The sequence below is a fragment of the Enterococcus sp. LJL99 genome (assembly GCF_054871725.1).
Genome location: NZ_JBTXLT010000001.1, coordinates 413,865 through 439,075, shown reverse-complemented (window position 1 = coordinate 439,075; position 25,211 = coordinate 413,865). Strand labels below are relative to the sequence as shown.

The following is a 25,211-nucleotide window of genomic DNA, read 5'->3' as shown; positions in this document are numbered from 1 at the left end:
GGCACTTTATTCTGATAAACAAAAATACACATGGATAAGCTAAACTAATTAGTTAGTATGAACTTAGTTTATAATTATCGTGTATTTTTTTAGCTCTTTGAGCAGAACTAAAATATAATTCTATATTTTTAATTACTTGTTTTTTATTGCTAGAACTCAACGGTTTGGAACCTATCAGTGAAATGTACATGTTCTCAATTTCTTTTTTCGTATATTTGTGTTCAATATCAATTAAGCTATTTTCCATAAAAATGATTTTTACATCTTCTTTATTAAATGTGAGTACGCTTATCTTTTTTTGAGTACTAGTCTCTTTTTTAGAAATTTCCTTTTTTATGGCAGCTATCTTTTTTTTGTCCACTTTGTTTAAAATATTGAAAATAGTACTTATATCTGAAATATCATATTTTTTTTCTGTGATATTCATAAGAAATTTCCTCCTAAAAAATATAATTCAAGTCTTCTTAACTAGTTATTTTAAGCGCAAATGATTGTTTTAATGTATATTATAGCGTAAAAAAAATTTTTTTAATAATAAATAAATAGAATTGTCTTGAAAAGTGAAAAAAAAACGGAGCATAAGCATTACAATATAGCGAAAAAGTTGATTTAATAAGTGAAATTAAGTAAATAAGAGTGAAAAGTGCTAAGTAAGAATTTAATTCAGACTCAAGCACTTTTTCACTTTATCTTAAATCAGTTGAAACGGTTATTTTCGAAGTTTTTGTTAACGTATCAATCATTTGATCTGCTTCCTTCAATAAATGACCGTAAGTAGTGTAAAAAGCTTGAAACAATTGTGCGCAAGCATAATATTGTTTGACGACTTGTTTTTTGTTGAGTGGATAGTGTGACTGCGCAAAATAATTTTCCAAGGAAGTCAATGGTTCTTGCCAAGATTCCAACCGCTCAATCGTATCACGAAGATGAATGATTTCTTGATAAGGAACAGCTTTTACATAAACAGGCTTCTTTTTCATAGAGAAACTCCTTTCGATTTTAGAGAGAAAAAGAAAAGCACTAGAGTGGACGAGCCTATCTCTAGTGCAAACAATTTATCAATAAAGAAACTATTTCTTGAACCTAGCAAAGAAATTTCAAAAACTGTCTAGAAATTCTTACAAAAATTAGGTACAATAAAGAAGCTAGTATTTCGATACTGGTAAATAGGCAACTTGGATAGAGAGGGTTTGCTTTCTATTCAGGGCTTCAATAAACGGTTGGCGCCGAATATTGAAGTGCCTTTTTTCTTTTTCTCAAAATTATTAAAGATAGAAACAAAAAAACGACTACAGATTTCCTGTAATCGTCTACAAATAGGCAAGCAGACTAGTTTTTTTAGCAATAAGCTTTTCAAAAAAACATAGCTATACTTACACTACAGGCAACGTGTTTTACAGGGTTTGCTGTCTAACATAATTTCATTAGTTTGGTTGGCGCCAGACTATGAAGAGCCAGTATTTATACTTATGTGAATTGTTTCTATCTTATGGTACTGATTATACCCAAATAATGTGATTGAGACAATCTTATTTTTGCTTTAAATGGATTAAATAACAAAAAAATAAGCTCCCTTATATATAAGATAAAATAACAAAAAAAGTTTTTACAAATCAGCTATTTTTGTATCGAATCAAAAAAATAAGTAAAGAAAATCGAGTAGTTTAATAGTGGTCGCTTTCTCTTTTGCGATGGCGATACGTATCGCATAAAGGAGGTGTAAAGCTTGATCGTACTATTATCAACAATAGTTGCGCCAGTGATTGTTGGAATGATCTTAGCATTGTTCAAACAATGGCTTGAAAATCGGCGTAAATAAAAAGCGACTGAGAATCAAAAAGAACCCCACCACTTTCGCCGAGTGGTGGGGTTTTGGTGCAAAGCTTGATCACTTATAAAATATATTTTACAATAAGTTTGTTTGCGAGTCAAGAGTAAATAACGAAAATTGTTATTAATTCATTTTATCAGTCACTAAATTTAACTGACTTCTACCAAATAAATACATAAAAAATTCAAACAAGAATTCCGCACAGCTCCAAATTAAAAATAGCATTCCAAATAAAACTAATCATCATGACTAGCGGTATTAAATAAGGTGTATTTTAGTTGATTAAATTTGATAGATTGTGTGGTAAATATTTTTTTGACTAGTTAGTTTTAATAAAGTAAAAAACTTTAGAACAAAAGCATTAAATTGGGAAAAGTATTTTTTAGATGAGTTTATTACGAAATGCTAAGTAATATTTTGTAGAATGAAAAAAATGTTTAAAATTATTCATATAGAGTAGTATACTATAATTATAAATAGCGAATGCTTTCTTTTTGTTTTATATTATATTTAAAAATAAGTTGAACTATATATTAAAATAGTAAATGAATGTGTTTGACTAGAAGGTTGTATGAAAAATTAGATAAATTTCAGTTAATAGTGAAGGGGAATGAATTTTCTAATTTATGATTGGAGGTCGAAAGTGTTTCTTGCGTATGTTAAGAAAAAAGTTTGATTTAATTGATAATCTGAGAACTTATCAATTAGATAATCAATATCGTCGTAGAATTATTGATTTTTAGCAAATAAAAGGTGCGAACCCCAAGTGCCCATAAAATCTCTAGGAGGTTCGCACCATAATATTGATGAAAAAGTAATAAAAAAACGACTTTTTCTAATTTTATTTTAATTTTATAGCTGTACTTTGTGAATTTTGATAACAAAAGAATCAGTTTTTATCTGAAATTCACAGTCTAGCTCTGTTTAGAGCTAGTGGATTGAAATAGCCAATCAGTAATGACTATAAGTAAATCAGTCAGTCTAGCTCTGTTTAGAGCTAGTGGATTGAAATAGCCAATCAGTAATGACTATAAGTAAATCAGTCAGTCTAGCTCTGTTTAGAGCTAGTGGATTGAAATATTTAACTTATCAAGTGAAGCGAGAACACTTTTCCGTCTAGCTCTGTTTAGAGCTAGTGGATTGAAATACTTCCTTGAGTTGCTCCTACAATTAACCTAAAAAACATATAGTATTATTCGAATAACAATTTGATAAATCATCATGAATGAGACGAGAAGCTTTAGCTATAAAACGATAAAGAAAATAAAATGTGTATATCAAAATTTTCTTTTTATTATAAAAAAAATAATTTTATGACTTAAAGCAGTCAATAAAATAGGAAAAGGAGAAAAATAAATGCTAAAACTTATTGCCGAAGATTTTATTGAACCACAACATATACCAACAGTATTTCCACTGTATAAAGAACTTGTAGAAGAGACAAGAAAAGAACAGGGGTGTATTTCTTATGAGTTATATCATGATTTACGCGAGGAAGGCCATTTCATTTTTATTGAGGAATGGGTGGATAAGGATGCATTGACGGAACATACTGAATCCGCCCATTTTAAACGATTGGTCCCATTGATCGATCGATATGCTAAAAAAGAAGGTGAATTCACACATATGAAAAAGGTCTTCTAAACCAATTGAAAATGAGGATAAATCTAGACGACCAACAAAGGAATTTGATTAACGATTGATCTTTGAAAAAACGTTTATCTGTTCCTGTTTAAATTTGTTTATTAACTTTGGGAATCTGTAACTACAAAAAATGCTAGTGCTATTGAAATTTATGATTTTGCTTAATTAGGTTAGTATAAAGTAAAAAGCTTCTATGGACAAATCAACTTTTGAGATTTTGTCCATAGGGCTTTTTATCTGGATTCTATATAAGAGTGAGTGAATCGAAAGTAAAACGATGAATTATTTTATTTACTAAAACAAAAAAAGTGTAGAAGAAGTAGTGGTTTCCAAAGTCAGTATGTCTGTTTTAGTCTCGCTTACTAAGTAGTCAATACTTTGTACTCTTATCAGGTATTGTCTAAGTTCGTACTTTGCAAAAAAAATTGTGCATGTTCATAATGATAAAAAGTTCGCGAAAAATCAAACGGGATACCAGAAGATAAATAGAATAATTCTTCAACAAATAAACTAGGATCATTTGGTTGAACACCTAAATCAGTGCTAGTAGATTGATTGACTTTTACCACCTGTAAGTATTTATCAGAAAAACCGATTGTTAATTTTAAAGCAGTTTTTAAATAGTTGAAAATCGATTGATCAGCAATTTCATTGTTTAAATAAGGAACGATGGAGCATCGATAAAAAGACTCCTCAACACATAAAACTTGTTCATTTATGTAGCGAATTCGTTTGACCCAATAAACTTTTTCCTCATCAGAAAGCGTTAAGGCTTCTTTTACTTCTTGATCAGGCGTGATCATTTCTAACGATAAGATTTTTGACGTAATATCAAATTGTTCTAAATCTGCAGTGAAACCATGATTTTCAATCATATTGATGTAGCCGACTTTTTTTTGTCTACGAACAAAAACGCCACTACCTTGAATTTGATAAATAACGCCACGATTTTCAAGCACATTCAAGGCTTTGACGATGGTACTCTTACTCACTTGATAGGTTTGGATCAGTTCTTCAAATTTAGGCAGTTTTGTTCCTTGTTTTAAATTACTTTCAAGGATATGGTTTTCGATTTCTAGAGCAATTTCTTTGTATTTTAACATCGCATGTTCTCCTCAGTATATTCCCCTTATTTTAACATAAAAATTATTAAATTCTATATGTATTGACAAATTGTGCATGCACAATTATTATGTATGTGTACAGTTCTTAGTTAAAATAGGTTAAAAAGATATGAAGCAATATTGGCATTCAAATAAATTAAAGCTGGAGGTAATGAGATGAAAGATGATTTTTTATGGGGTGGCGCATTAGCTGCTCATCAATTTGAAGGTGGCTGGGATGCCGATGGAAAAGGACCAAGTGTGATTGATGTAATGACGGCGGGAGCTCATGGTGTACCAAGAGAAATTACAGAAACGATTGAATCAGGAAAATTTTATCCAAACCATGAAGCGATTGATTTTTATCATCGTTACAAAGAAGATGTGGCATTATTTGCAGAAATGGGTTTGAAATGTTTGCGCACTTCAATTGCTTGGACACGAATTTTTCCAAATGGTGACGAAGAAAAACCAAACGAAGCAGGTTTACAGTTTTATGATGATTTATTTGATGAATTATTAAAGAATGGGATCGAGCCGATCATCACCTTGTCTCACTTTGAAATACCATTACATCTAGCAAAAGAATATGGTGGGTTTAGAAACCGTAAAGTCATTGACTTTTTTGAAAAATTTGCAATTGTTTGTTTTGAACGCTACCAAAATAAAGTGAAATATTGGATGACATTTAATGAAATCAATAATCAGATGGATACTAATAATCCTATTTTCTTATGGACCAACTCAGGGGTACTTGTAGAAGAAGGTGAAAATGCGAAAGAAGTCATGTATCAAGTGGCGCATAATGAATTAGTAGCCAGTGCCAAAGCGGTAATTGCGGGCAAAAAAATCAATCCTGATCTACAAATTGGCTGTATGATTTCTCATGTACCAATCTATCCTTACTCATGTAATCCAGCAGATATTATGGCAGCAGAAGAAGCGATGCATCAACGATTCTTCTTCGCTGATGTACATGTACGTGGGTATTATCCAAGCTATGCGTTGAAAGAATTTGAGCGTGAAGGATACCAATTAGATATTCCTGAAGAAGATTTGGTTGTGTTAGCGGAAGGAACAGTGGATTATATTGGGTTCAGCTATTATATGTCAACAGTCGTAAAAGCTGATGTAAGTAATGATAATCTTGGTGATGTCGTGAACGGCGGATTAGCTAATGGCGTTGAGAATCCATATATTCAATCTAGTGATTGGGGATGGGCAATCGATCCAGAAGGGTTACGCTACACATTGAATCGTTTATATGATCGCTATCAATTGCCATTATTTATTGTAGAAAATGGTTTTGGTGCAGTCGATGAATTAGAAGCAGATGGTTCAATTCATGACCAAGCACGTATCGATTATCTAACGAAACATATTGAGGCATTGGAAAAAGCGGTTGATTATGATGGCGTAGATTTATTAGGGTATACACCGTGGGGAATTATTGATCTTGTATCATTTACAACAGGTGAAATGAAAAAACGTTACGGAATGATTTATGTCGATCGTGACAACGAAGGCAATGGTTCAATGGAGCGTTATAAAAAAGATTCCTTTGCATGGTATAAAAAAGTGATTGAAACAAATGGAACGGATTTAAGCGAATAAAAAAATTTCTAAAACAACTAGAGATTGGGACAAACACTTTGGGATAGAAATAATTATTTTGAAGTGTTGTTTGTCCAATTTTAACCAGTTATTTTGTAAGTTTTCAACTCGAAAAATATCGAAGTACGCTATAATTTATAAATATAGTTAGAAACACGAAAGAAGTTGTTTGTTCTAACCTCTTTCGTGTTTTTTTTCTGTAAAAAAAATACCATTAATTATCGTGTTTTCCATCCCGTATCAAAAATAGTCAGTAACGAATAGGTACGAATCACAATTAAAATCAGTGAATAAGCAAAAGAGTAAATAAACGCTAGAAAAAAGACTTTCAAATTTCTTTTAGAATAAAATACGGTAGAAAGGTAGCTGACTAAAATAAAATAAATACCAGCAATAAATAGTACGTCTAAAGTCATTGAAACATTTCTTTGATAAATTAAAAGTAAGGTCAATACTAAATTATACAGCCAAAGATAGGTTTCTAATACTTGCCAAATCATTGATAATGGACGGAAAAAGCAATATCTAAAAGAATATAAAGTCATGATTAATGCAGATTTTGTCCAACGAACTTGTTGCTTAAAAAACTTTCTCAATGTCGGCGGCACATCTGTATAGCATAACGCAGTTGATTGATAAACAGTTTTATACATTCTTTGTAAGGCAATATCAGTCAATAATCGATCATCACCAGCTGAACAAGGAATCCCTAAAAATGTTTCTTTTTTAAAGGTTCGCAGATTTCTTTTTACTAAGTTTGCTCGATGCATACTTAAGGCTCCAGAACAAACGATTACAGTGCCTAATTTTGATTGGGAGGCACGACCAATTTGAAAGGAGTTTGAATAAATGATATCCTGCAATCGACTCCAAAAACTATCTTGCAAATTTCTTACTTCGATTTTTCCGACAACTGAACCAACTGAAGGATCAGAAAAAGGTCGTACCATTTCTTTTAACGTATCTTTTGTAAGTTCGCCATCTGAGTCCACTAACAAAAATAAATCCCCAGTTGCTTGTCGAAAACCAACTTCTTGCGCTTTCTTTTTTCCGCTATTTTTGGCTAAACGAAGACTGATTAATTTTGTTTTTCGATTAACGTTACTAACGCCTTCGATTTCATTAATCTGAATGTTTTTAACTGCTTGATAGGCCTCATCACTATCACTACCATCATCGATAAAAATAATTTCATGAATAGGATATGTTTGCTTTAATAAAATGGTTACGGCTCTTACAACAGAATCTTTATCTTCGTTAAAACTTGGGATTACGACGGAAATATTGAAATTTTCTGCTTTATTTCGGTAAGGAGAATAAAACAAAGCCAAAAGTAATTTCCATAAGAGATAAGTAAAATTGACCGAGTATAAAATCATCCAAAACTGGTAATTTCCCGAGGATTTTATTCTTAAAAAATATATTAATAGCAAAAAAAGTATAATCAATAATGAGAAAATAATTTTGTCTTTATTGTACTTTAATGTTTGCATAGCTACACCATCGTTAAATCATAAAATAGCGGGCTGTTCTCTACAATCATTTCTTTTTCTTGCTCATATAAATCATGGTTTACTGCATAAATAATCAAATCAAATTGCTTTAGTTGAGTATAATTTTTTTCAAGCGGGATAACTTTTTCACTACCATGACCTTTATTTGCATGAATAATATCGTCAAAAATATGAACTGAACGAGTTTGAGTTTCAAGTCGTTTTGCTAAGGTAACTACCGACGACATACGGGTATCCGCAATGTTTTTTTTATAAGATAAACCTAGAATAGCAACCTTCATTTTAGCCATATTTTTAGTTGTGCTTTCTTTCACATAGTTTAACAATTTATCGAAATTATAATCTAGCATAGAATCATTGATGGCACCAGCAGTTGAAATTAATGGCGTTTCTAAACCTTTGTTTTGCATTAACCAAGTAATGTAGTAAGGATCAACTGGAATACAATGACCGCCAATCCCTAAATTGGGTGTGAATTTCATAAAGCCAAATGGTTTTGTTGCAGCCGCTTCAAGGACGTCTTGACTGTTGATTTCTAGTGAATCACTGATTTTTTGTAACTCATCTGCCAGTGCGATATTTACCAGACGAAAAGTATTTTCGTAAATCTTTGCGAGTTCTGCTATTTTTAAATTTTCAACTGGATGGACATGGTCGCCAAAGAATTCAACGGCTTTTGTTAAACAATTTTTAGAGTGACCAGCAACAATTCTAGGGATTTTGGCTCCTAATGAGTATGTATTTCCTGGATCAATTCGCTCTGGTGAGTAAGCGACAAATAAATTTTCTCCGACCGTAAACTTGTCTTTTTCAAACAATCGTACAATGAATTCTTCTGTTGTTCCTGGATAAGTCGTACTTTCTAGAATAATCAATGAACCTTTTTTAACTTTATCTCTAATAATAGTGACAGCAGATTCAATATAGCTTAAATCTGGAATTTTGTTTTCATCAATGGGTGTCGGTACATCGATGACATAAATATCTTTCGCGCAAATATCTTGTTCTTCCGCTGTAAATAAAACACCTTGATCCAAAAGTTCTTTTATAGCAAGATCTTCAACGGTGTCTAAATAACTGATTCCTTGATTTAAAGAATCAACTTTTCTTTGATCGACATCAAATCCTATTACTTTATGCCCATTTTTCGTATGATTAACAACACTAGGTAACCCCACATAACCTAGACCTAATACAACAACTTCTTTTTGCATTTCCCCAACTCCCAACAACATTTTTTTCTTAATTAATTTAAGATAACATATTATAAATGTGGTCGTCTACTCTTGATTATTTATAACTAATTATTTACTTTTAGTTTAATTATTTTGTTTTATTAATAGAATGAAGAGGAATATGAATAGTTTTAAAAGTTATCAATAGTGAATAATCCATTATAAATAATTAAAAATAATGTTATGGAATGAATAATGAAAAAATAAATATTTATAGTTGTTATTATCTAAAAACTTTTTTCATTTAGCGCTAAAATGATTAGCGATAAACGCTGATTTCAAAATTTGTATTATTGGTAGTTGATTATTATGTTTGTATAAATAATGGGAATATTTTTACCAAAAAATTTTACGTATCGCATGATTCTATAGAAAAAATACTGACGCATCGTTTTCTTCATAGCCACAGAAGTTAGCCTAAATAACCGTCTGCTAAAATTATTTTTACTTAATTTTAGCGGACGGTTATTTAATCGTTGAGTTGGTAAAAAACAATCACATTTTTTTTACTGAATCATAGATATTTAAGGAAGGAACGATTTGCTTATGAACAAAAGGGTGGAGTTGATCAGCTATGCGTTCGACTAGTGTCTCCATAGCAAGTTCACCCATATAGTTGAGGTCTGTTGCAACATTTGTGATAGCAGGTTGAGCCATCCGGGTAAATTCGGTATCATCAAAACAAATAATACTACAGTCATCAGGGATGATATAACCATTTGATTGGAGATACGTATTTAGCATAAATGCAAGTCCTGAATTTACACAAAACCAAGCATCTGGCATCTCTTTTACCTGTTTCAACCGTTCAAATAATGCGCCTTGGCTTTCTTCAATGGCTGTAATCTCAATGTCGTCTTCAGTTGGTAGACCTAAATCGGTTAGTGCTCGTTGATATCCTCGATAACGCTCTAAATAACTGGGAGAAAAATGAATATCGCCAATAAACCCGATACGCTTATGGTTATTTTGATTTAATAAAGAAATTGCTAAATAAGTTCCATCAGTATTTTTGGACAAAATAGTATCTACTAGTAACGATGGATCATGGTGGTCAACTAAAACAGTTGGTAGGTTTAAATCCAAAAGTTTTTTTATATAAGCATTGTCACTGTGAGAAAGAACAATAAGTCCAGTGTAGGCTTCAATCGATTCTGGTAGTTTTTGCTCGTTAATCATTTTTTTTGTAATTGTTTGTGTCTCAAAAGAGTAATCTAATTTCATTGCTTGTTTGCGAATGCTTTCAATGATTTCGCCAAAAAAACTGATTTGTGATAATGCAAAATCAGTTGCTACTAATAAAATTTTCCCGTTTTCTTTAGCAGTCGTTTTACTTTTATACGAATAACCCAATTCTTGAGCAGTTTGAATGACTGCTTTTTTTGTTGTTTCACTTACTCCATCAGTGTCTCGTAAGGCTTGTGAGACAGAGTTTTTAGAAATCGCTAATTTATCTGCAATATCTTGCATCGATACTTTTTTCATAAATGGTCTCCTTAATTTTAGCGTTGAAGAAGCTTTATTGTTTTACAGCAAATAGTTTACTTGAACGGATAACTTAAGTTTAATTTTCTATATTGTAACATAAAACTTAAAAAAGTTCATTTGTAATTATTTGTAATGCTAGTTACGTAATGTTGACAAAAATAATTACAAGTGATAATATGAATTTGTAAAAAACAGAAAGCGTTTACTTTATAGGAGGAAAAGAAATGAAAGCAAAGAAATTTTTAATCGGTGTTTCTGCAATTATTTTAGGAAGCGTTTTATTGACTGCATGTGGTTCTTCAAACAAAGAAACAACAGAGGATGGTAAAACAAAAATCACCTTCTGGGCAGCGCCTAATCCGACACAATTAAAGTATTGGCAAGAAATGGCGGATGAATTTGAAAAAACGAATCCTGATATCACAGTTGAAGTTTCTCAGATGAAGGAAAGTCCATCTTCAGAAGCAACGATTCAATCGGCGATCGCTTCTAATACGGCTCCGACTTTATCTGAAAATATCAACCGTAGTTTTGCGGCACAATTATCAGCTAGCAAAGCTATTTTACCGCTCAATGATCAAACAGATTTTGAAAATATTGTTGAAAAACGGAATATGACGAAAAGTATTGAGAGTTGGAAGTTTTCAGATGGAAATCAATACGTCCTACCGGCTTACTCTAATCCGATTTTATTTGCATGGCGGTTAGATACATTGAAAGAGTTAGGAATCGAAGAGGTACCGAAAACATACTCAGAGTTGTTAGCAGCTGGTAAAAAATTATCCGAAGAGAAAAAAGACGTTGCACTTTGGGCGAAAAAAGATTTAGCTGATCCGACTGCATGGATGCGTTGGTTTGATTTCTTCCCGTTATATGATGCAGCCAGCGAAGGTGCGCCATTTGTTGAGGATAATAAATTTGTAGCAGATAAAAAAGCGACTGAAGAAGTGTTCGGTTTGATGAGTGACTTAGCAAAAAATAAATTATTACGTACCGGTGAAGCAACTGATCCTTTTGAAAATGGCGATAGTTTGATGACTGATTTAGGTCCATGGACATTCCCAAATTGGGAGGAAAAATATCCAGAATTGAAATTTGGCGAAAATTATACAGTGACAACACCGGTCGTACCTGATGCAATGAAATCGGCAGAACATGTTTCTACTTATGCGGATGCAAAAGGGATCGTGATGTATGCACAAGCAACAAAAGAGCAACAAGAAGCAGCGATGAAGTTTTTGGCATTTGTTTATGGCGACGAAAAACATGATTTGAAATGGTTAGAAGTGACTAGTTTGATTCCAGCGCGTGATGATGCGACTGATAATGAAGTATTTAAAGATTATTTCGAGAAAAATCCAGCAATGAAAGTTTTTGCTGAAAATGTACCGTATGCTGTACCAGCAATGGATAATGAAAAATACAATGACATTCAACAAGCCTTCAGTGAACAAGCTTGGGTCCCTGTCGTTCGAGGTGAAAAAGATGCTTCTACAGCTTTCACTGACGGGAAAAAAGCAGTTGAAGGGGCGCTTCAATAATGAAGACAAATAATAAATTGGGCTGGTTATTTACCAGCCCCTATCTAATCTTTACCTTTATTTTTTTCTTACTCCCGTTACTATGGTCTTTCTGGTTAGCTTTGACGAACTGGAATATGATTTCTCCAGACATTACATTTGTTGGTGCGAAAAATTTTATTGATGCTGCAAAAAGTCCAGCGGTTCGTTCTGCGTTTTTCGTAACGTATAAATTTTTGCTAGTTTTTGTTCCATTGGCATTGTTTTTATCTATGATGATTGCCTTATTGGTAAATAGTTTACCGAAATTCAAAGGATTGTATATGGTGGCTTTTTTCCTTCCATATCTTTCTAGTGGTGTTGTTACTTCCTTGATTGTGAAAGGTTTGCTTTCTTACAATGGGCCCTTCAATGTTTTCTTACGTCAAAAATTTAATTTAGACATTGATTGGTTAGGGAATCCGCATACCGCGATATTTATTGTTTCGTTGATGATTGCGTGGAAGATGTCTGGTTACTATGGCTTGATTCTGATCTCAGGCTTATCTAATATCAATCAAGAAGTATATGAAGCGGCAGCCATTGATGGCGCGGACAAGTGGACAACTTTTTGGAAAGTAACGTTTCCGATGCTCTATCCAGCTTTATTTACAGTTACCGTTTTAGCTGTAGGGATAAGTTTTGGTATTTTTACCGAAGTATATCAATTAACAGGTGGGGGACCCAATTTTGCGACTAATACTTGGCAAATGGAGATTTATAATCAAGCTTTTGTTGGATTGAAATCGGGGTATGCATCGGCCATTGCTTTAATGTCTTCTGTCGTGACTTTCGCCTCAATTGGTGTGATTCGTAAATTATTAGAAAAATGGGGTGAAAAATATGGGTGGTCTTAAAAAGAAAAAATGGCGCGTTTCTTTACACTATACAATCACAACGTTGGTGATGTTGATTATGATTTTTCCCTTTATTTATTTAGTTTTACATTCATTTGCTGAGTGGGATCAAGTCGATCGCAAAATCATTCCAACTCATTTTAGTTTGCGCTCATGGAGTTGGCTTTTTGGCGATTCAGCGACGTCAGCTGATGCTTCTTGGTTAGGTGCTTTTATAAATACGGTTATTGTTGCGACTATTGCGACAGCCTTAATGTTGCTTTTTGCGTTGATGGTGGGATATGCTTTAGCGAAAATTCAATTTAAAGGAAAAAAATTGGTCAATCATTTTATTCTATTTCAAATGTTTTTTCCAGCCATTATTTTGTTAATTCCACAATTTTTGATGGTTACTAAAGTGGGATTACTGGATTCATATGCTGGAATGATTATTCCTACGATGATTAGTTTATGGGCCATTTTTATGTATACGAATTTCTTTAAAGCGATTCCAGATACGCTGATTGAAGCAGCGAAACTAGATGGTGCAAGTGATATAAAAATCTTATTCCAAATTGTATTACCAATGTCAAAATCGATTACTACAGTGATTTTTCTATTTTTATATACAGATCGGTGGACAAATTTATTATGGGATATGATTGTTTCTAAAAGTGATTCCACAACGACGTTGAATGTTTTGATTTCACAAATGTTTGGTCCTTATGGAACCTATCCAGGACCGATGTATGCGGCCTCTGTTTTGTTAACATTACCGTTAATCATTCTGTTTTTAATTTTCTCTAAACGATTCCAAGATGGTATGCAATTTACATTAAAATAATAAAACAAAAGAAGGGTTGAGGAGAGAGTCAAATGATAGAGATAAAAGAATTATTGCCTATTCATCGTTCTAAACATACTACTAAAAATCCTGAAATACTGCTGTTTTCAGGTGTTGGAGACTTAGATGTCTATAATATTACCGCTCCATTTATGTTTGAAGGTAAGCATCTAATTGCAGGCAGAGTTGAAGCGAGAGAGAGTGAAAAATCAGTTATTCGTTTATTTGAAAAAAATAATGAAAAGTGGCAAGTACTTGAAGAGAGCCTTTCGCTTACTTTGCAAGATCCTTTTTTTACTAAAATCGATGGGAAATTGATTCTGGGCGGAGTCGAAGTTTTCTTTAAAACAGCGGATCAAGTACAGTGGCGAACGGTATTGTATGAATTAAAAGATTTAACAACAGCTGTTCGAGTGTTTGAAGGGCCTCTAGGAATGAAGGATTTACGTTTAAAACAATTAGCCAATCAAAAAATTTTAGTTTTGACTCGTCCTCAAGGAATCAAGGGTGGTCGAGGAAAAATTGGTTATACGATAATTGATAAGTTCGCTGATTTGACTATTGAAATCGTTGAGAATGCTCCCTTACTTAAGGATCAATTTACGGAAACAGAATGGGGGGGAGCAAATGAAATTTATCTGAAAGAAAAAAAAATTTGTGTGTTAGGACATATTGCTAAGTTTGATGGAAATGGTGAGCGTCATTATTATGCAATGAGCTTTGTTTTAGATATCGCTAATGGAGCAATGAAAGAGGCAAAAATCATTGCTGAAAGAAAAGATTTTATAGCGGGACCCATGAAACGTCCCGATTTAGCAGATGTTGTTTTTAGTGGTGGCTTGACCTTTTCTGATGAAGAAACCGTTCTTTATGCGGGAATCAGTGATGCGCAAGCACAAAAAATAACGATTCAAAATCCATTTTAAGTTAGGAAGAGAAAAAATGAAAATTTACCGTTTTGCAGAAAATCCGTTAGTGACTCCATTGGACGTTCCACCGTTACATAAAGATCATGAAGTGATCGGTGCTTTCAATGCTGGCGTAGCAAAGTATAAAAATGAGACACTTTTATTGCTACGTGTAGCTGAACGACCTATTTCTAAAGATAAAAATATGATCAAAGCGCCGATCGTTGATAGTGAGACGAAAGAATTACAAATCCTTGAATTTGATCGTAACGATCCAACCTACAATTTTGACGACCCAAGGATGATTCGATCAGCTGAGAATTTAGATGGTTTTCTCTATCTGACCTCATTGTCTTACATTAGAATTGCGCGAAGTAAGGATGGACGTAAATTTGTAGTTGATGATTATGCCTTTTTGTATCCATTCAATGATTATCAAACGTATGGCGTAGAAGATGCTAGATGCACTCAAATTGGTTCGAACTACTACATTTCTTATACCTCAGTTTCACCGAACGGCGTATGCGATTCACTTGTGTGTACGACTGATTTTGAATCGTATCAAGATATGGGGAATATTTTTGCACCTGAAAATAAAGATGTTTTGTTGTTTCCAGAGAAAATCAATGGCAATTATTATGCGTTACATCGTCCGTCCTTAAAAAGTATCGGTAATTATGACATTTGGCTAGCTAGTTCGCCAGATTTAAAGGCTTGGGGTTCTCATAAACATTTATTGGGGATCCGAACAGATAATTGGGATAGTGGACGTGTTGGCGGCGGTTTAGTGCCAATTAAAACCGATCAAGGTTGGCTTGTGATTTATCATGGCGCAACAAAAGAGCATCGCTATTGTATGGGGGCCGCTTTATTAGATTTAGAAGATCCCTCTAAAGTGATTGGTCGGACTAAAACACCGATTATGGAACCCGATGCTGATTACGAAAAAAATGGCTTTTTCGGAGATGTTGTTTTTGGTTCTGGAGGACTTATCGATGGAACGAAATTAACGATGTATTACGGAGTAGCAGATACGTCGATGGCTGGTTGCGAAATGGATATTGAAGAAATTTTAGCTCAAATAAGTAAAGAGAGTTGATAGCTAAATGTGGAAAGATAAATACCATGAATGGTTAGAAAATGAACAATTAGCACGGAATTTAAAAAACGAATTAAGGCAATTGACGAACGAAAAGGAAATCGAAGATCGTTTTTATCGCTATTTAGAGTTTGGAACGGGCGGCATGCGAGGTGAATTAGGTGTTGGAACCAATCGAATCAATCAATATACGATTCAGCGTGTTGCTCTTGGATTAGCGCGATATATCGAGCAACAAGGAGTGAAAGCCAAACAGGCAGGTGTGGTGATTGCCTATGATAGTCGCTTTTTCTCTAAAGAATTTGCGCAATGGACAGCAAGCGTTCTTGCGTCTTGTGGAATTAAATGCTATTTATCTGATGCAATGAGACCAACTCCAGAGCTGTCGTTTTTGGTGCGAGAATGGCAGGCATTCGCTGGAGTCATGATTACCGCTAGTCACAATCCTAAAGAGTATAATGGCTTTAAAGTTTATGGCTCTGATGGTGGGCAAATTACATTAGAAACAGCGCAAGAGTTGTTAGATATTTTAAAGTCAATCACAAATGAATTGACGATTGAAACACAGTCATTAGCTGAATACTGCTCAAAGAAACAGATTATTTTCTTCGGCAAAGAAGCGGATCAACTCTATCTAAAACAATTGCTTTCTGTGACACAACAGCCACAAATGATCCAAGAACATGGCGAACAATTGCGAATCGCCTATACACCTTTACATGGGACTGGAGAAGTTTTAATTAAGCAAGGTCTTGCTCAAATTGGTTTCAAGAATCTTTCTATTTTAAAAGAACAGGCGGATGGTGATCCAGCTTTTTCTACCGTTTCTATTCCAAATCCAGAAGATCCAGCGGCTTTTCAACTAATTTTAACTGCAGAAAAAGAACAGTTGACCGATTTGTTTTTGGCGACGGATCCAGATGCGGATCGATTAGGAGTCATTATTATGAACGAAAAGCAACAACCTGTTTTACTAAATGGCAACCAAATCGGCGTTCTATTGCTTGATTATCTTATTCAACAAAAACGAGTACAGGGAAAAAAATTGACTGATTACTTTTTGGCAAAAACGATTGTAACTTCAGATTTAGGTAAACGTATCGCCGAACATTTTGGAATTGAAACGCGTGAAACTTTGACTGGTTTTAAATTTATTGGCGAAGAAATCAAACAAGCGGAACAAAGCGATGATAAACAGTTTTTATTTGGTTATGAAGAAAGTTTTGGGTATTTAATCCAGCCTTTTGTTCGAGACAAAGATGCGATTCAAGCTGCTGTTTTAATGGCGGAACTTACATTGAATTATAAATTAGCCGGAAGATCAGCGTACACTCGACTAATGGAAATATATCAAGAATATGGCTTTTATCAAGAAGCGCTAGAAACCATTGAATTTAGAGGGAAAAGTGGTCAAACGAAGATGGCACGCCTATTGGAACAAATTCGTGGAGCTGCTTTAAAACAAGTAGGAACCAATAAAATAGCCTACCAAGAAGACTATCTTTCGGCTGAAAAATTGGTGATAAAAACGGGACAAAGTGAGCGCATCTTATTGCCGAAATCGAATGTAATTAAATTTATTTTCGAATCAGGAGATTGGCTATGTATTCGTCCATCTGGAACGGAGCCGAAATGTAAAATTTATTTCTCCGTTCATGAACAAAATGAATTTGCAGCGGAGGAAAAATTGAAAACTCTTCAAAATGATTTTCGACAATTGCTTGATCAATTAATAAAGGAATAACTAGCATTAAACTAAAAAGTTCACGTTAAGAAGGCTACGACTAAATCGAGTTCGTTCTTAACGTGAATTTTTTTCTATTCAATCAATTTTGTATCAAATAAAAACTCTTTGCCAGCTTCTGAAAAATCACCAGCAATAAAGGAAAAAAGTAATTCAATTGTTTTTTGAACAAGTTGATCGATAGGTTGTTGAATTGTTGTAAAATTTTTAAAATAATTACGAATAAATTCTGTCCCGTCAAACCCCACAATTTGGATTTTTCGATTAAACTCAGCAGCCATTTGATGGAGTAGTCCAGCGAGAGAATCACCCGTTGCAAAAACACCATCGATTTCTGGATATTCAAGTAAAAATTGTTTCACTCGTTCACGTTGAGTTTGAATGGAATCATCAAACTCAACGTGATAAATCAATGGAGTCAATCCATTTTTCTGCATCGTATCAGTATATGCTTGGGCTCGTTGTTCTCCTTGTTCAATCGCACGTTCACTACTTCCAGAAAGTAGGGCAATTTTTTTGCAGTCGTTATTAATTAAATAACTGGTAGCTAAACAACCGCCCTGATAATTATTTGAACGGACAATAGGAACCGTTTCTGAAACATAACGATCAATAGCAACAATTGGCAAATTCGCTCGCTCATATAACTTACTTGGTTTATTATGAGAGCTCGCAATAATGCCATCCACTTGATTGGCCAAAAGCATTTTTAAATAATTTTCTTCTTTCTCAAATTCATCTCGGGTATTACAAATCAATACTTTATAATTTTGTTTTGCTAATTCATTTTCAATCTTGGTAGCTAATTCCCCAAAAAAAGGATCCATTAAGTTAGGCAATAAAAGTCCAATTGTTCGCGTTTTTTTACCAAATAGAGAACGGGCAATTTCGTTAGGATAATAGCCTAATGTTTCCATCGCTTCATACACTTTATTTTTTGTTTTTTCGCTTAAAGAACCACGATTATTCAATACTCGTGAAACAGTGGTTGGTGATACACCTGCTTCTTTAGCAACATCTTCTAATTTTATTTTTTTCATATGTTTCCTCTCAGCAAGTTAATACTATCATTATACGCAAGGATTAAAATTTGTGAAAGAATAGATTGACTTTTTTTTATGAACAGCATAAAATAGCAGTAACAAACAAAATGTCAACCGGTTGACATTTTGTTTCGGTTAACCATCTGTTTTAACTTAAATAGTGAAACTAAGATTAGGACCAAAAGCTTTTCAAGAGTATTTTATCCTAATTTTAAATAGAACTTACTAATAAAAAAGGCGGGGACAAATTATGAAGATTCAAAATGAAGTGATGTTGATTACTTATTCAGACAGTTTAGGAACAAACTTAAAAGAATTAACTGATTTTACCGAAAATCATTTAGCAGGTGTGGTTGGTGGAATTCATTTATTACCGTTCTTCCCATCAACTGGAGATCGTGGTTTTGCACCAAGTGATTATACGGTTGTTGATTCAGCTTTTGGCGATTGGCAAGACATTGAAAAATTGGGTGAAAAGTATTATTTAATGTTTGATTTCATGATTAATCATATCTCTAGAGAGTCTATCTTTTTCCAAGATTTCAAGAATAAGCATAATGATTCTGTTTACAAAGAGATGTTTATCCGAATTAATGAATTTTTCCCTGTGGGACGTCCAACGCAAGCAGATATTGATTTGATTTATAAGCGAAAAGATAAAGCTCCTTTTCAAGAAGTGACATTCGCTGATGGTAGTCAAGAAGAAGTTTGGAATACATTTGGTGAAGAACAGATTGATTTAGATGTAACAAAAGAAATCACGAAGCGGTTTATTCGCGAGACGATTAAAGATATGGCAGGACATGGTTGTTCGTTGATTCGTTTAGACGCTTTTGCCTATGCCATCAAAAAACTTGATACTAACGACTTTTTCGTAGAGCCCGAAATCTGGGAATTGTTAGATGAAGTTAGAAAAGAAGCCGCTGAATATGAGGTTGAATTGTTACCAGAGATTCATGAGCATTTCTCAATTCAAATGAAAATCGCTGATCATGATTACTACATTTATGATTTTGCTTTACCAATGATTACGCTATTTACTTTATACAGTAAACGTGTGAACCGTTTAGCAGACTGGTTAGTGCAAAGTCCAATGAAACAATTTACTACATTGGATACTCATGATGGAATTGGTGTTGTTGATGCGAAAGACTTATTAAGCGATGATGAATTAGCTTATACTTCTGAAGAATTATATAAAGTAGGGGCTAATGTTAAAAAAGTTTACTCATCAGAAAAATATAACAACTTAGATATCTATCAAATCAATAGTACTTATTATAGTGCATTGGGCGATAATGATGTTGACTATTTGATTGCTAGAGCGATTCAATGTTTTGCTCCTGGGATTCCCCAAGTTTATTACGTTGGTTTATTAGCAGGAAAAAATGATTTAGAATTATTAGAAGGAACAAAAGAAGGGCGCAATATCAATCGTCATTATTATTCTTTAACGGAAGCAGCGCAAGAAGTTGAACGCCCAGTGGTCAAAGATTTATTTAAACTATTACGTTTCCGTAATGAGTGTCCTGCATTTGATTTAAATGGAAGTATCGCTGTTAATGTCATTTCTGATTCTGAATTGGTTATCATCAGAAAAGATCAATCAGGTACGAATTTTGCCGAATTACAACTTGATTTAGAAAACAAAACAATCGAAATTCGTTCAAATACTCAAGTTCCAACGTTTGAATTATTGTAATAATAACTGTATAGCAGAAAAAATAAAAGCACCTAAGCAAAACATTTTAGTTTAGCTCAGGCGCTTTTATTTTTTGAGAACACTCATGATTGAGCAACAAATAGGCTTTCTTTACTTAATAGGTTATTAAAACTTGAAAAGTATCAGAGGTAATTTTTGTCACAGTGATTGTAACGGCGGCATGATTGTCATCATAATTACCTGTATAGGTGTATACTGTATCATTATCAAGCAAAGTTTCTTCCGTAGCATCAATCGCATCAAGGCCTTTTTCCATAGCATCTACGACTTCATCGCGAGTTTTCCCCGAAACTGTATAAATAATACTACTTTCTTCATAGCTTTCATTAGACTTATTTCCAGAGACTACAAATAATTTTTTCATTTCATCAAGTGATTTGTCTGAATTTTTAATGGATACTGTTGATGAACTAGCCTCCTCGCTATCAGATTCACTACTACTAGATGAACTTTCAGAAAGTTGTTTTGTGGACTCTTGACTTTCTTTTTTTGTACTTGAAACACTGAAAGAACTATTTTCAGATTTCGTGGTTGTTGAATTATTACAACCAGCAACTACCAATAATAATGAACTCGACAATAAAATAGTAATAAATTTTTTCATAGCAAACATCATTCCAATCCTTTTGGTAAAAATATAACATTTGTTTTGTTAAAAAGCAATTTTTTTATATAAATAGTTCGGTATTTTTTATTTAAAAATAGAAATAATATAAAACGGTGATAAAAGCTCGTGAAAATTAATTGTTTATTACGAATTTTTACTAGTATAATTATTATCTATAGGAATCAAATTTTGATATAATGTAATTATAAAATTAATTAAGGCGATTTATTATTAATAATATGAGGAATGTGTTTATTAAAATTTTTTGTATATATTTTGATTGTAAGTAAATGACTTACTACAGCTCATAAGTTGGTGCGAACCCCAAGTGCCCATAAAATTCCTAGGAGGTTCGCACCAAAATGGAGAGAAAATTGGTATGAAAAACATAACTTTTTCTCATTTTATTTTAATTTTAGTGGCTTTTTGTGAATTTTAGCGACTAATTGCCGAATATTTACTTGAAATTCACAGTCTAGCTCTGTTTAGAGCTAGTGGATTGAAATGATAATTTTACTAACGGTCACATGTCCAACATTCCGTCTAGCTCTGTTTAGAGCTAGTAGATTGAAATATTTAAGCTGTTAGGTCGTTTGCTATGTTTCTATCCAAACCTAACAATTTAAAATACTTTAACCCTATTCTTTAGAACGGGGTTTTTATTTTAAAAAGAATGAAACATAAAAATGATGGATTTCTTTACTTAGGTGTACTACCATAAGAGTGAGGTGAGGAAAATGGCAAAAAGTGAAATACAAAAAAATTCCCAGCTATTCACATTAACAAACAAAAATAAGCTAGAGGTAAATGTATCTAATTTTGGTGCACGAATTGTCAGTATTCAAGTGCCTGTTTCAGGCGAAGGAAAGCGAGAAATCACGATTGGTTTTGATACGCTATCAAGCTATCAAGAAAGTCCATATTTGGGAGCGACAATTGGTCGAACAGCAGGACGCATTGCTCAAGGAGCAGTCGAAATCGATGGGAAGAAGATTCAGCTTCAGCAAAATGAAGGAACGACGACATTACACGGTGGAGAACATGGTTTTGAGTCAGTAGTTTGGAAAACGGTTTCTGAAAAGGGGAATCAAGTTGTTTTTGAACATACTAGTTTAGATGGGGAGAATGGTTTTCCTGGAACTCTTGTCGCTCAAGTGAGTTATACGTTGACGGAGGAAAATGAAGTAGTGATTGAGTACCGTGCTCAAAGTGATAAAGATACTTTGTATAATCCAACGAATCATGTTTATTTCAATTTAAGTGGTTCAGCAAAGGAATCAGTATTTGACCATAGTTTAAATGTAAAAAGTGAAGCGATTTTAACCTTGAACGAGGATAACACCATGACGGGCAATCGCTTGGAAACTGTAGGGACTGTTTTTGATTTTAGAGAACCTACTTTGTTAAAGCAAATTTTTAATGAAAAAGAAACACAAATCGAAATAGCTGGTGGCTTGGATCATCCATTTTTACTTGATTCACAAGAAGAACAGGCTATTTTGGAAAGTCCAGATAAAAAAATTACAGTTAAAATGACGACGGATCGTCAAAGCGTGGTAATCTATACCATTGGTCGTTGGGCGGAGGGAATGGAAACCTCAACCGGAAAATTAGTTTATGGCGGCGCAGTGACATTAGAAGCGCAGCAACCTCCTGGATCTGAACAAGATGAGAAGTTACCATCGATTGTTTTGAAGAAAGAGCAACCATTTGTTTCACGTACTTCTTATAAAATAGTGATTAATTAATAAGAAGATGAACGATTCACCAATCTATAAAATTTGTTCGATTTTTTCATGAAATTGGTATAACAAGTACTTGGGAGTGTAAAGAAAATAAACGATAAATAACGAGATTTGTTTTTCAAATCTTTATAATTTATCGTTTATTTTTGTATTATTCTGCTTTAAAGAGTGAAATTTTTGAAGCAAAACTCATTTTTGACTAGACTCTCGTAAGATTAATTCAACTGGAACGACAATTGATTTGCCAGTTTGTTCAGGTTGAGAAAGAAGTAGTAATAATGAATCTACTGCTGATTTAGCAATTGTAGCAGTATCTTGCTTTACAGAAGAAAGTCCAGGAGTAGAATAACTAGCACAAGGAATATCATCAAACCCAATTATTTTTAATTGTTTAGGAACCTCTTTTCCTAGTGAAGAGGCAAGCATTAAAATATCCAAGGCAATAGAATCGTTAATAGCGAAGATACCATCAACTTCAGGATTTTTTACTATAAATTCTTTTAATTGAGTAGAAAATGTAGTTTTATTATGCTCGAATTTAAGCACATTTTTTTCAAAATTAAATAAAATGTCAGCCTGCTTTAAGGCATCCTTAAAGCCTTTGAAACGTTCATTGGCAGAAGAAGAATTATGGGTGTACATAGCAATAACTGGTTGTTTACAGCCTGACAAAATCAATTGTTCAGTAGCTACTTGCGCCCCTTGATAATGATTAGATGAAATAAAAATTGTGTTTTCTTTTTGTTTAGGTTCACGATCGATACAAATATAAGGAATTTGTTTTGTTGCTGAAGAATGCTCGAATTCAAATGCTTCTACGCCAGAAATTACAATAAGACCGTCGACACCTTTACCCTGAAGCATTTGTAAATAAGCAATTTCCTTTTCTTCATTTCTAGCAGTGTTACAAATAATAGTAGAGTATCCCTTTTCAAATAATATTTCTTCTATTTTTTGAACAACACTGGAAAAAAAGAAATTTCGAATATCTGGTACCAGTATACCGATTGAAAAAGATTTATTCATACGTAAACTTTTAGCACTATAGTTCATTTTATAACCAGTTTCTTCAATTGCTTTTAAGACTTTTTGCCTTGTTTTCTCTGAAAAACGACCATTGTTATTGATCACTCTAGAAACGGTTGCGACCGAAACACCACTAATTTCAGCAATATCTTTGATAGAATAATTTTTCATTTAATAAACCTCACAAGTATTCTTAACATGAATAAACTTCATAATCCAAATTTTCTCATACTTATTTACAGATAGCAATTCTTTTAAAAGGGGTTGACTTTAATTAATAAGAGTGATATATTCTAAGCAAGTTAGGTAATCGATTACTCAATCGAACCTTTATATTTTTAGGTTTTGAGTAATCGTTACCGCAATAAGGAGTGAGATGATGACAAGATTACTATGTCCCTCAATGATGTGTGCTGATTTTTCTAATTTACAAAAGGAGGTTGAAGAGCTAGATAATTCAGGTGCAGATATATTTCATGTAGATATTATGGATGGTCATTTTGTACCAAATTTCGGTATGGGAATTCAAGATTTTTCACTTATTCGTTCATCAACGGAAAAAGAAGTTGATGTTCATTTAATGATTCAAGACCCAAGTCGCTATGTGGAGCTATTTGCAGATTTGGGTGCTGATATTATTTATGTTCATCCTGAATCTGATCAACAGATTTCCAGAACTTTGGAGATGATTAGAAAAAAAGACAAAAAAGTTGGCATTGCAATTAATCCAGGAACTTCTATTTTTAGTATTCAAGAGTTATTACCATTGATCGATTATTTAATGATTATGACAGTAAATCCTGGTTTCGCTGGACAACAGTATTTAGACTATGTAAAAAAGAAACTTGAATATGTGACAAGTATCAAACAACAATATAAATTTCAAGTGATGGTTGATGGCGCTATTTCCGCTGAGAAAATAACTTCTTTAGACAAAATAGGTGTCGATGGTTTTGTATTAGGCACTTCAGCTTTATTTGGTAAAAAAGAATCATATGAAAAGATTTTGAATCAATTACATGAATAAATTGGAAGGAGTAGAGAAAAAATGAAAATAGCTATTGGCAGTGATCATGTAGGAATTGAGTTGAAACCTGAAATTATTAAGTATCTGGGAGAGCTAGGACATAGCATTACTGATTTTGGTCCTTTTTCGGCTGAAAGGACTGACTATCCTATTTACGGAAAAAAGGTTGCGGAGGAAGTGGCTGCAGAGAATTTTGATGGCGGAATTTTAATTTGTGGAACTGGCGTAGGAATTTCGATTGCTGCAAATAAAGTCAAAGGAATTCGTGCAGTTGTATGTAGTGAGCCTTATACGGCAAAACTTTCTAAGCAACACAATAATACGAATATATTAGCCTTTGGAGCACGAGTAGTTGGTAATGATTTAGCTAAAATGATTGTAAAAGAGTGGTTAGACGCTAATTATGAGGGAGGCAGACATGCTAAAAGAGTTGAAATGATTGCTGAAATCGAAAGCGACAAGTTGAATGAGTAGCAGTATTTATCTTAAAACAGGTAGTAACGACTAATTAAATAAGCTGATTATTTGTCTATCCTAGTTGCTATGATATTGGTTTCTTTCTCGTTCCGCTTTTTTCCTTATTAAATAGTGTATTTTTTTATCTCAATCACTCACTTTTGA

Annotated in this window: 22 protein-coding genes; 13 read left to right on the top strand and 9 right to left on the bottom strand. The window is 33.3% G+C overall.

From position 1 onward, the window contains the following. Positions 1–52: 52 nt before the first annotated feature. Both ACYSNW_RS02140 and ACYSNW_RS02135 read right to left on the bottom strand, forming a co-directional pair. Positions 53–427, bottom strand: coding sequence for a hypothetical protein (locus ACYSNW_RS02140; protein ID WP_461742725.1), 375 nt, complete (start codon positions 425–427; stop codon positions 53–55). Between the two features lie 259 nt (positions 428–686). Then, on the bottom strand, positions 687–980 hold the full coding sequence (locus ACYSNW_RS02135) for a hypothetical protein (protein ID WP_461742724.1): 294 nt from the start codon (positions 978–980) through the stop codon (positions 687–689). Between the two features lie 746 nt (positions 981–1,726). Between ACYSNW_RS02135 and ACYSNW_RS02130 the strand changes: the two genes are divergently transcribed. Together ACYSNW_RS02130 and ACYSNW_RS02125 are read left to right on the top strand one after the other, a co-directional pair. After that, positions 1,727–1,819, top strand: a complete 93-nt coding sequence (locus tag ACYSNW_RS02130) for a type I toxin-antitoxin system Fst family toxin (RefSeq protein ID WP_461742723.1) — start codon at positions 1,727–1,729, stop codon at positions 1,817–1,819. Between the two features lie 1,368 nt (positions 1,820–3,187). Next, positions 3,188–3,475 (top strand): putative quinol monooxygenase, encoded by a 288-nt coding sequence (locus tag ACYSNW_RS02125; protein ID WP_461742721.1) that lies wholly within the window; start codon positions 3,188–3,190, stop codon positions 3,473–3,475. 389 nt (positions 3,476–3,864) lie between these two features. Here the strand turns inward: ACYSNW_RS02125 and ACYSNW_RS02120 are convergent, their stop codons facing one another. After that, a complete protein-coding gene (locus ACYSNW_RS02120) occupies positions 3,865–4,578 on the bottom strand; it encodes a GntR family transcriptional regulator (RefSeq protein WP_461742719.1) in 714 nt (237 codons plus the stop codon). A 177-nt stretch (positions 4,579–4,755) separates the two neighbouring features. On the opposite strand from ACYSNW_RS02120, the gene ACYSNW_RS02115 reads away from it, so the two are divergent. After that, complete coding sequence (locus ACYSNW_RS02115; RefSeq protein WP_461742718.1) at positions 4,756–6,192, top strand: 6-phospho-beta-glucosidase; 1,437 nt, start codon at positions 4,756–4,758, stop codon at positions 6,190–6,192. Between the two features lie 218 nt (positions 6,193–6,410). On the opposite strand, the gene ACYSNW_RS02110 is transcribed toward ACYSNW_RS02115, so the two are convergent. The 3 genes from ACYSNW_RS02110 to ACYSNW_RS02100 all read right to left on the bottom strand — a co-directional run bounded on the left by ACYSNW_RS02110 (position 6,411) and on the right by ACYSNW_RS02100 (position 10,426). Continuing rightward, a complete protein-coding gene (locus ACYSNW_RS02110; protein WP_461742717.1) occupies positions 6,411–7,523 on the bottom strand; it encodes a glycosyltransferase in 1,113 nt (370 codons plus the stop codon). 164 nt (positions 7,524–7,687) lie between these two features. Continuing rightward, on the bottom strand, positions 7,688–8,920 hold the full coding sequence (locus ACYSNW_RS02105) for a nucleotide sugar dehydrogenase (protein ID WP_461742715.1): 1,233 nt from the start codon (positions 8,918–8,920) through the stop codon (positions 7,688–7,690). 516 nt (positions 8,921–9,436) lie between these two features. Continuing rightward, the gene (locus tag ACYSNW_RS02100) at positions 9,437–10,426 is read right to left on the bottom strand and encodes a LacI family DNA-binding transcriptional regulator (protein ID WP_461742714.1); all 990 of its coding nucleotides are present in this window, start codon (positions 10,424–10,426) and stop codon (positions 9,437–9,439) included. Between the two features lie 227 nt (positions 10,427–10,653). On the opposite strand from ACYSNW_RS02100, the gene ACYSNW_RS02095 reads away from it, so the two are divergent. The 6 genes from ACYSNW_RS02095 to ACYSNW_RS02070 are packed head-to-tail and all read left to right on the top strand — an operon-like array spanning position 10,654 to position 17,419. After that, the gene (locus tag ACYSNW_RS02095) at positions 10,654–11,970 is read left to right on the top strand and encodes an ABC transporter substrate-binding protein (RefSeq protein ID WP_461742713.1); all 1,317 of its coding nucleotides are present in this window, start codon (positions 10,654–10,656) and stop codon (positions 11,968–11,970) included. Beyond that, on the top strand, positions 11,970–12,845 hold the full coding sequence (locus ACYSNW_RS02090; protein ID WP_461742711.1) for a carbohydrate ABC transporter permease: 876 nt from the start codon (positions 11,970–11,972) through the stop codon (positions 12,843–12,845). Before ACYSNW_RS02095 ends, ACYSNW_RS02090 begins: the two co-directional genes overlap by 1 nt. Continuing rightward, a complete protein-coding gene (locus ACYSNW_RS02085; RefSeq protein WP_461742710.1) occupies positions 12,832–13,668 on the top strand; it encodes a carbohydrate ABC transporter permease in 837 nt (278 codons plus the stop codon). Before ACYSNW_RS02090 ends, ACYSNW_RS02085 begins: the two co-directional genes overlap by 14 nt. A gap of 32 nt (positions 13,669–13,700) precedes the next feature. After that, positions 13,701–14,594, top strand: coding sequence for a DUF1861 family protein (locus ACYSNW_RS02080; protein WP_461742708.1), 894 nt, complete (start codon positions 13,701–13,703; stop codon positions 14,592–14,594). Positions 14,595–14,610: 16 nt separating this feature from the next. Further along, positions 14,611–15,675: a BtaManbiosPhlase gene (locus tag ACYSNW_RS02075; protein ID WP_461742707.1), complete on the top strand. Its 1,065-nt coding sequence runs from the start codon at positions 14,611–14,613 to the stop codon at positions 15,673–15,675. Between the two features lie 7 nt (positions 15,676–15,682). Continuing rightward, positions 15,683–17,419 (top strand): phospho-sugar mutase, encoded by a 1,737-nt coding sequence (locus tag ACYSNW_RS02070; protein WP_461742705.1) that lies wholly within the window; start codon positions 15,683–15,685, stop codon positions 17,417–17,419. Positions 17,420–17,493: 74 nt separating this feature from the next. Here the strand turns inward: ACYSNW_RS02070 and ACYSNW_RS02065 are convergent, their stop codons facing one another. After that, positions 17,494–18,459: a LacI family DNA-binding transcriptional regulator gene (locus ACYSNW_RS02065; RefSeq protein WP_461742704.1), complete on the bottom strand. Its 966-nt coding sequence runs from the start codon at positions 18,457–18,459 to the stop codon at positions 17,494–17,496. A gap of 253 nt (positions 18,460–18,712) precedes the next feature. Between ACYSNW_RS02065 and gtfA the strand changes: the two genes are divergently transcribed. After that, the gene (gene gtfA, locus ACYSNW_RS02060) at positions 18,713–20,164 is read left to right on the top strand and encodes a sucrose phosphorylase (RefSeq protein WP_461742702.1); all 1,452 of its coding nucleotides are present in this window, start codon (positions 18,713–18,715) and stop codon (positions 20,162–20,164) included. A 115-nt stretch (positions 20,165–20,279) separates the two neighbouring features. Here the strand turns inward: gtfA and ACYSNW_RS02055 are convergent, their stop codons facing one another. Beyond that, complete coding sequence (locus tag ACYSNW_RS02055; protein ID WP_461742701.1) at positions 20,280–20,798, bottom strand: hypothetical protein; 519 nt, start codon at positions 20,796–20,798, stop codon at positions 20,280–20,282. 731 nt (positions 20,799–21,529) lie between these two features. Here ACYSNW_RS02055 and ACYSNW_RS02050 point away from each other — a divergent pair. Next, positions 21,530–22,540 carry an aldose epimerase family protein gene (locus ACYSNW_RS02050; protein WP_461742699.1) on the top strand — a complete coding sequence of 337 codons (1,011 nt, stop codon included), beginning with the start codon at positions 21,530–21,532 and terminating at the stop codon, positions 22,538–22,540. 186 nt (positions 22,541–22,726) lie between these two features. Here the strand turns inward: ACYSNW_RS02050 and ACYSNW_RS02045 are convergent, their stop codons facing one another. Continuing rightward, positions 22,727–23,734 carry a LacI family DNA-binding transcriptional regulator gene (locus tag ACYSNW_RS02045; protein ID WP_461742697.1) on the bottom strand — a complete coding sequence of 336 codons (1,008 nt, stop codon included), beginning with the start codon at positions 23,732–23,734 and terminating at the stop codon, positions 22,727–22,729. A gap of 205 nt (positions 23,735–23,939) precedes the next feature. Between ACYSNW_RS02045 and rpe the strand changes: the two genes are divergently transcribed. Then, positions 23,940–24,590 carry a ribulose-phosphate 3-epimerase gene (gene rpe / locus ACYSNW_RS02040; RefSeq protein WP_461742696.1) on the top strand — a complete coding sequence of 217 codons (651 nt, stop codon included), beginning with the start codon at positions 23,940–23,942 and terminating at the stop codon, positions 24,588–24,590. 21 nt (positions 24,591–24,611) lie between these two features. Then, positions 24,612–25,064: a ribose 5-phosphate isomerase B gene (rpiB, locus tag ACYSNW_RS02035; RefSeq protein ID WP_461742694.1), complete on the top strand. Its 453-nt coding sequence runs from the start codon at positions 24,612–24,614 to the stop codon at positions 25,062–25,064. Positions 25,065–25,211 lie beyond the last annotated feature (147 nt).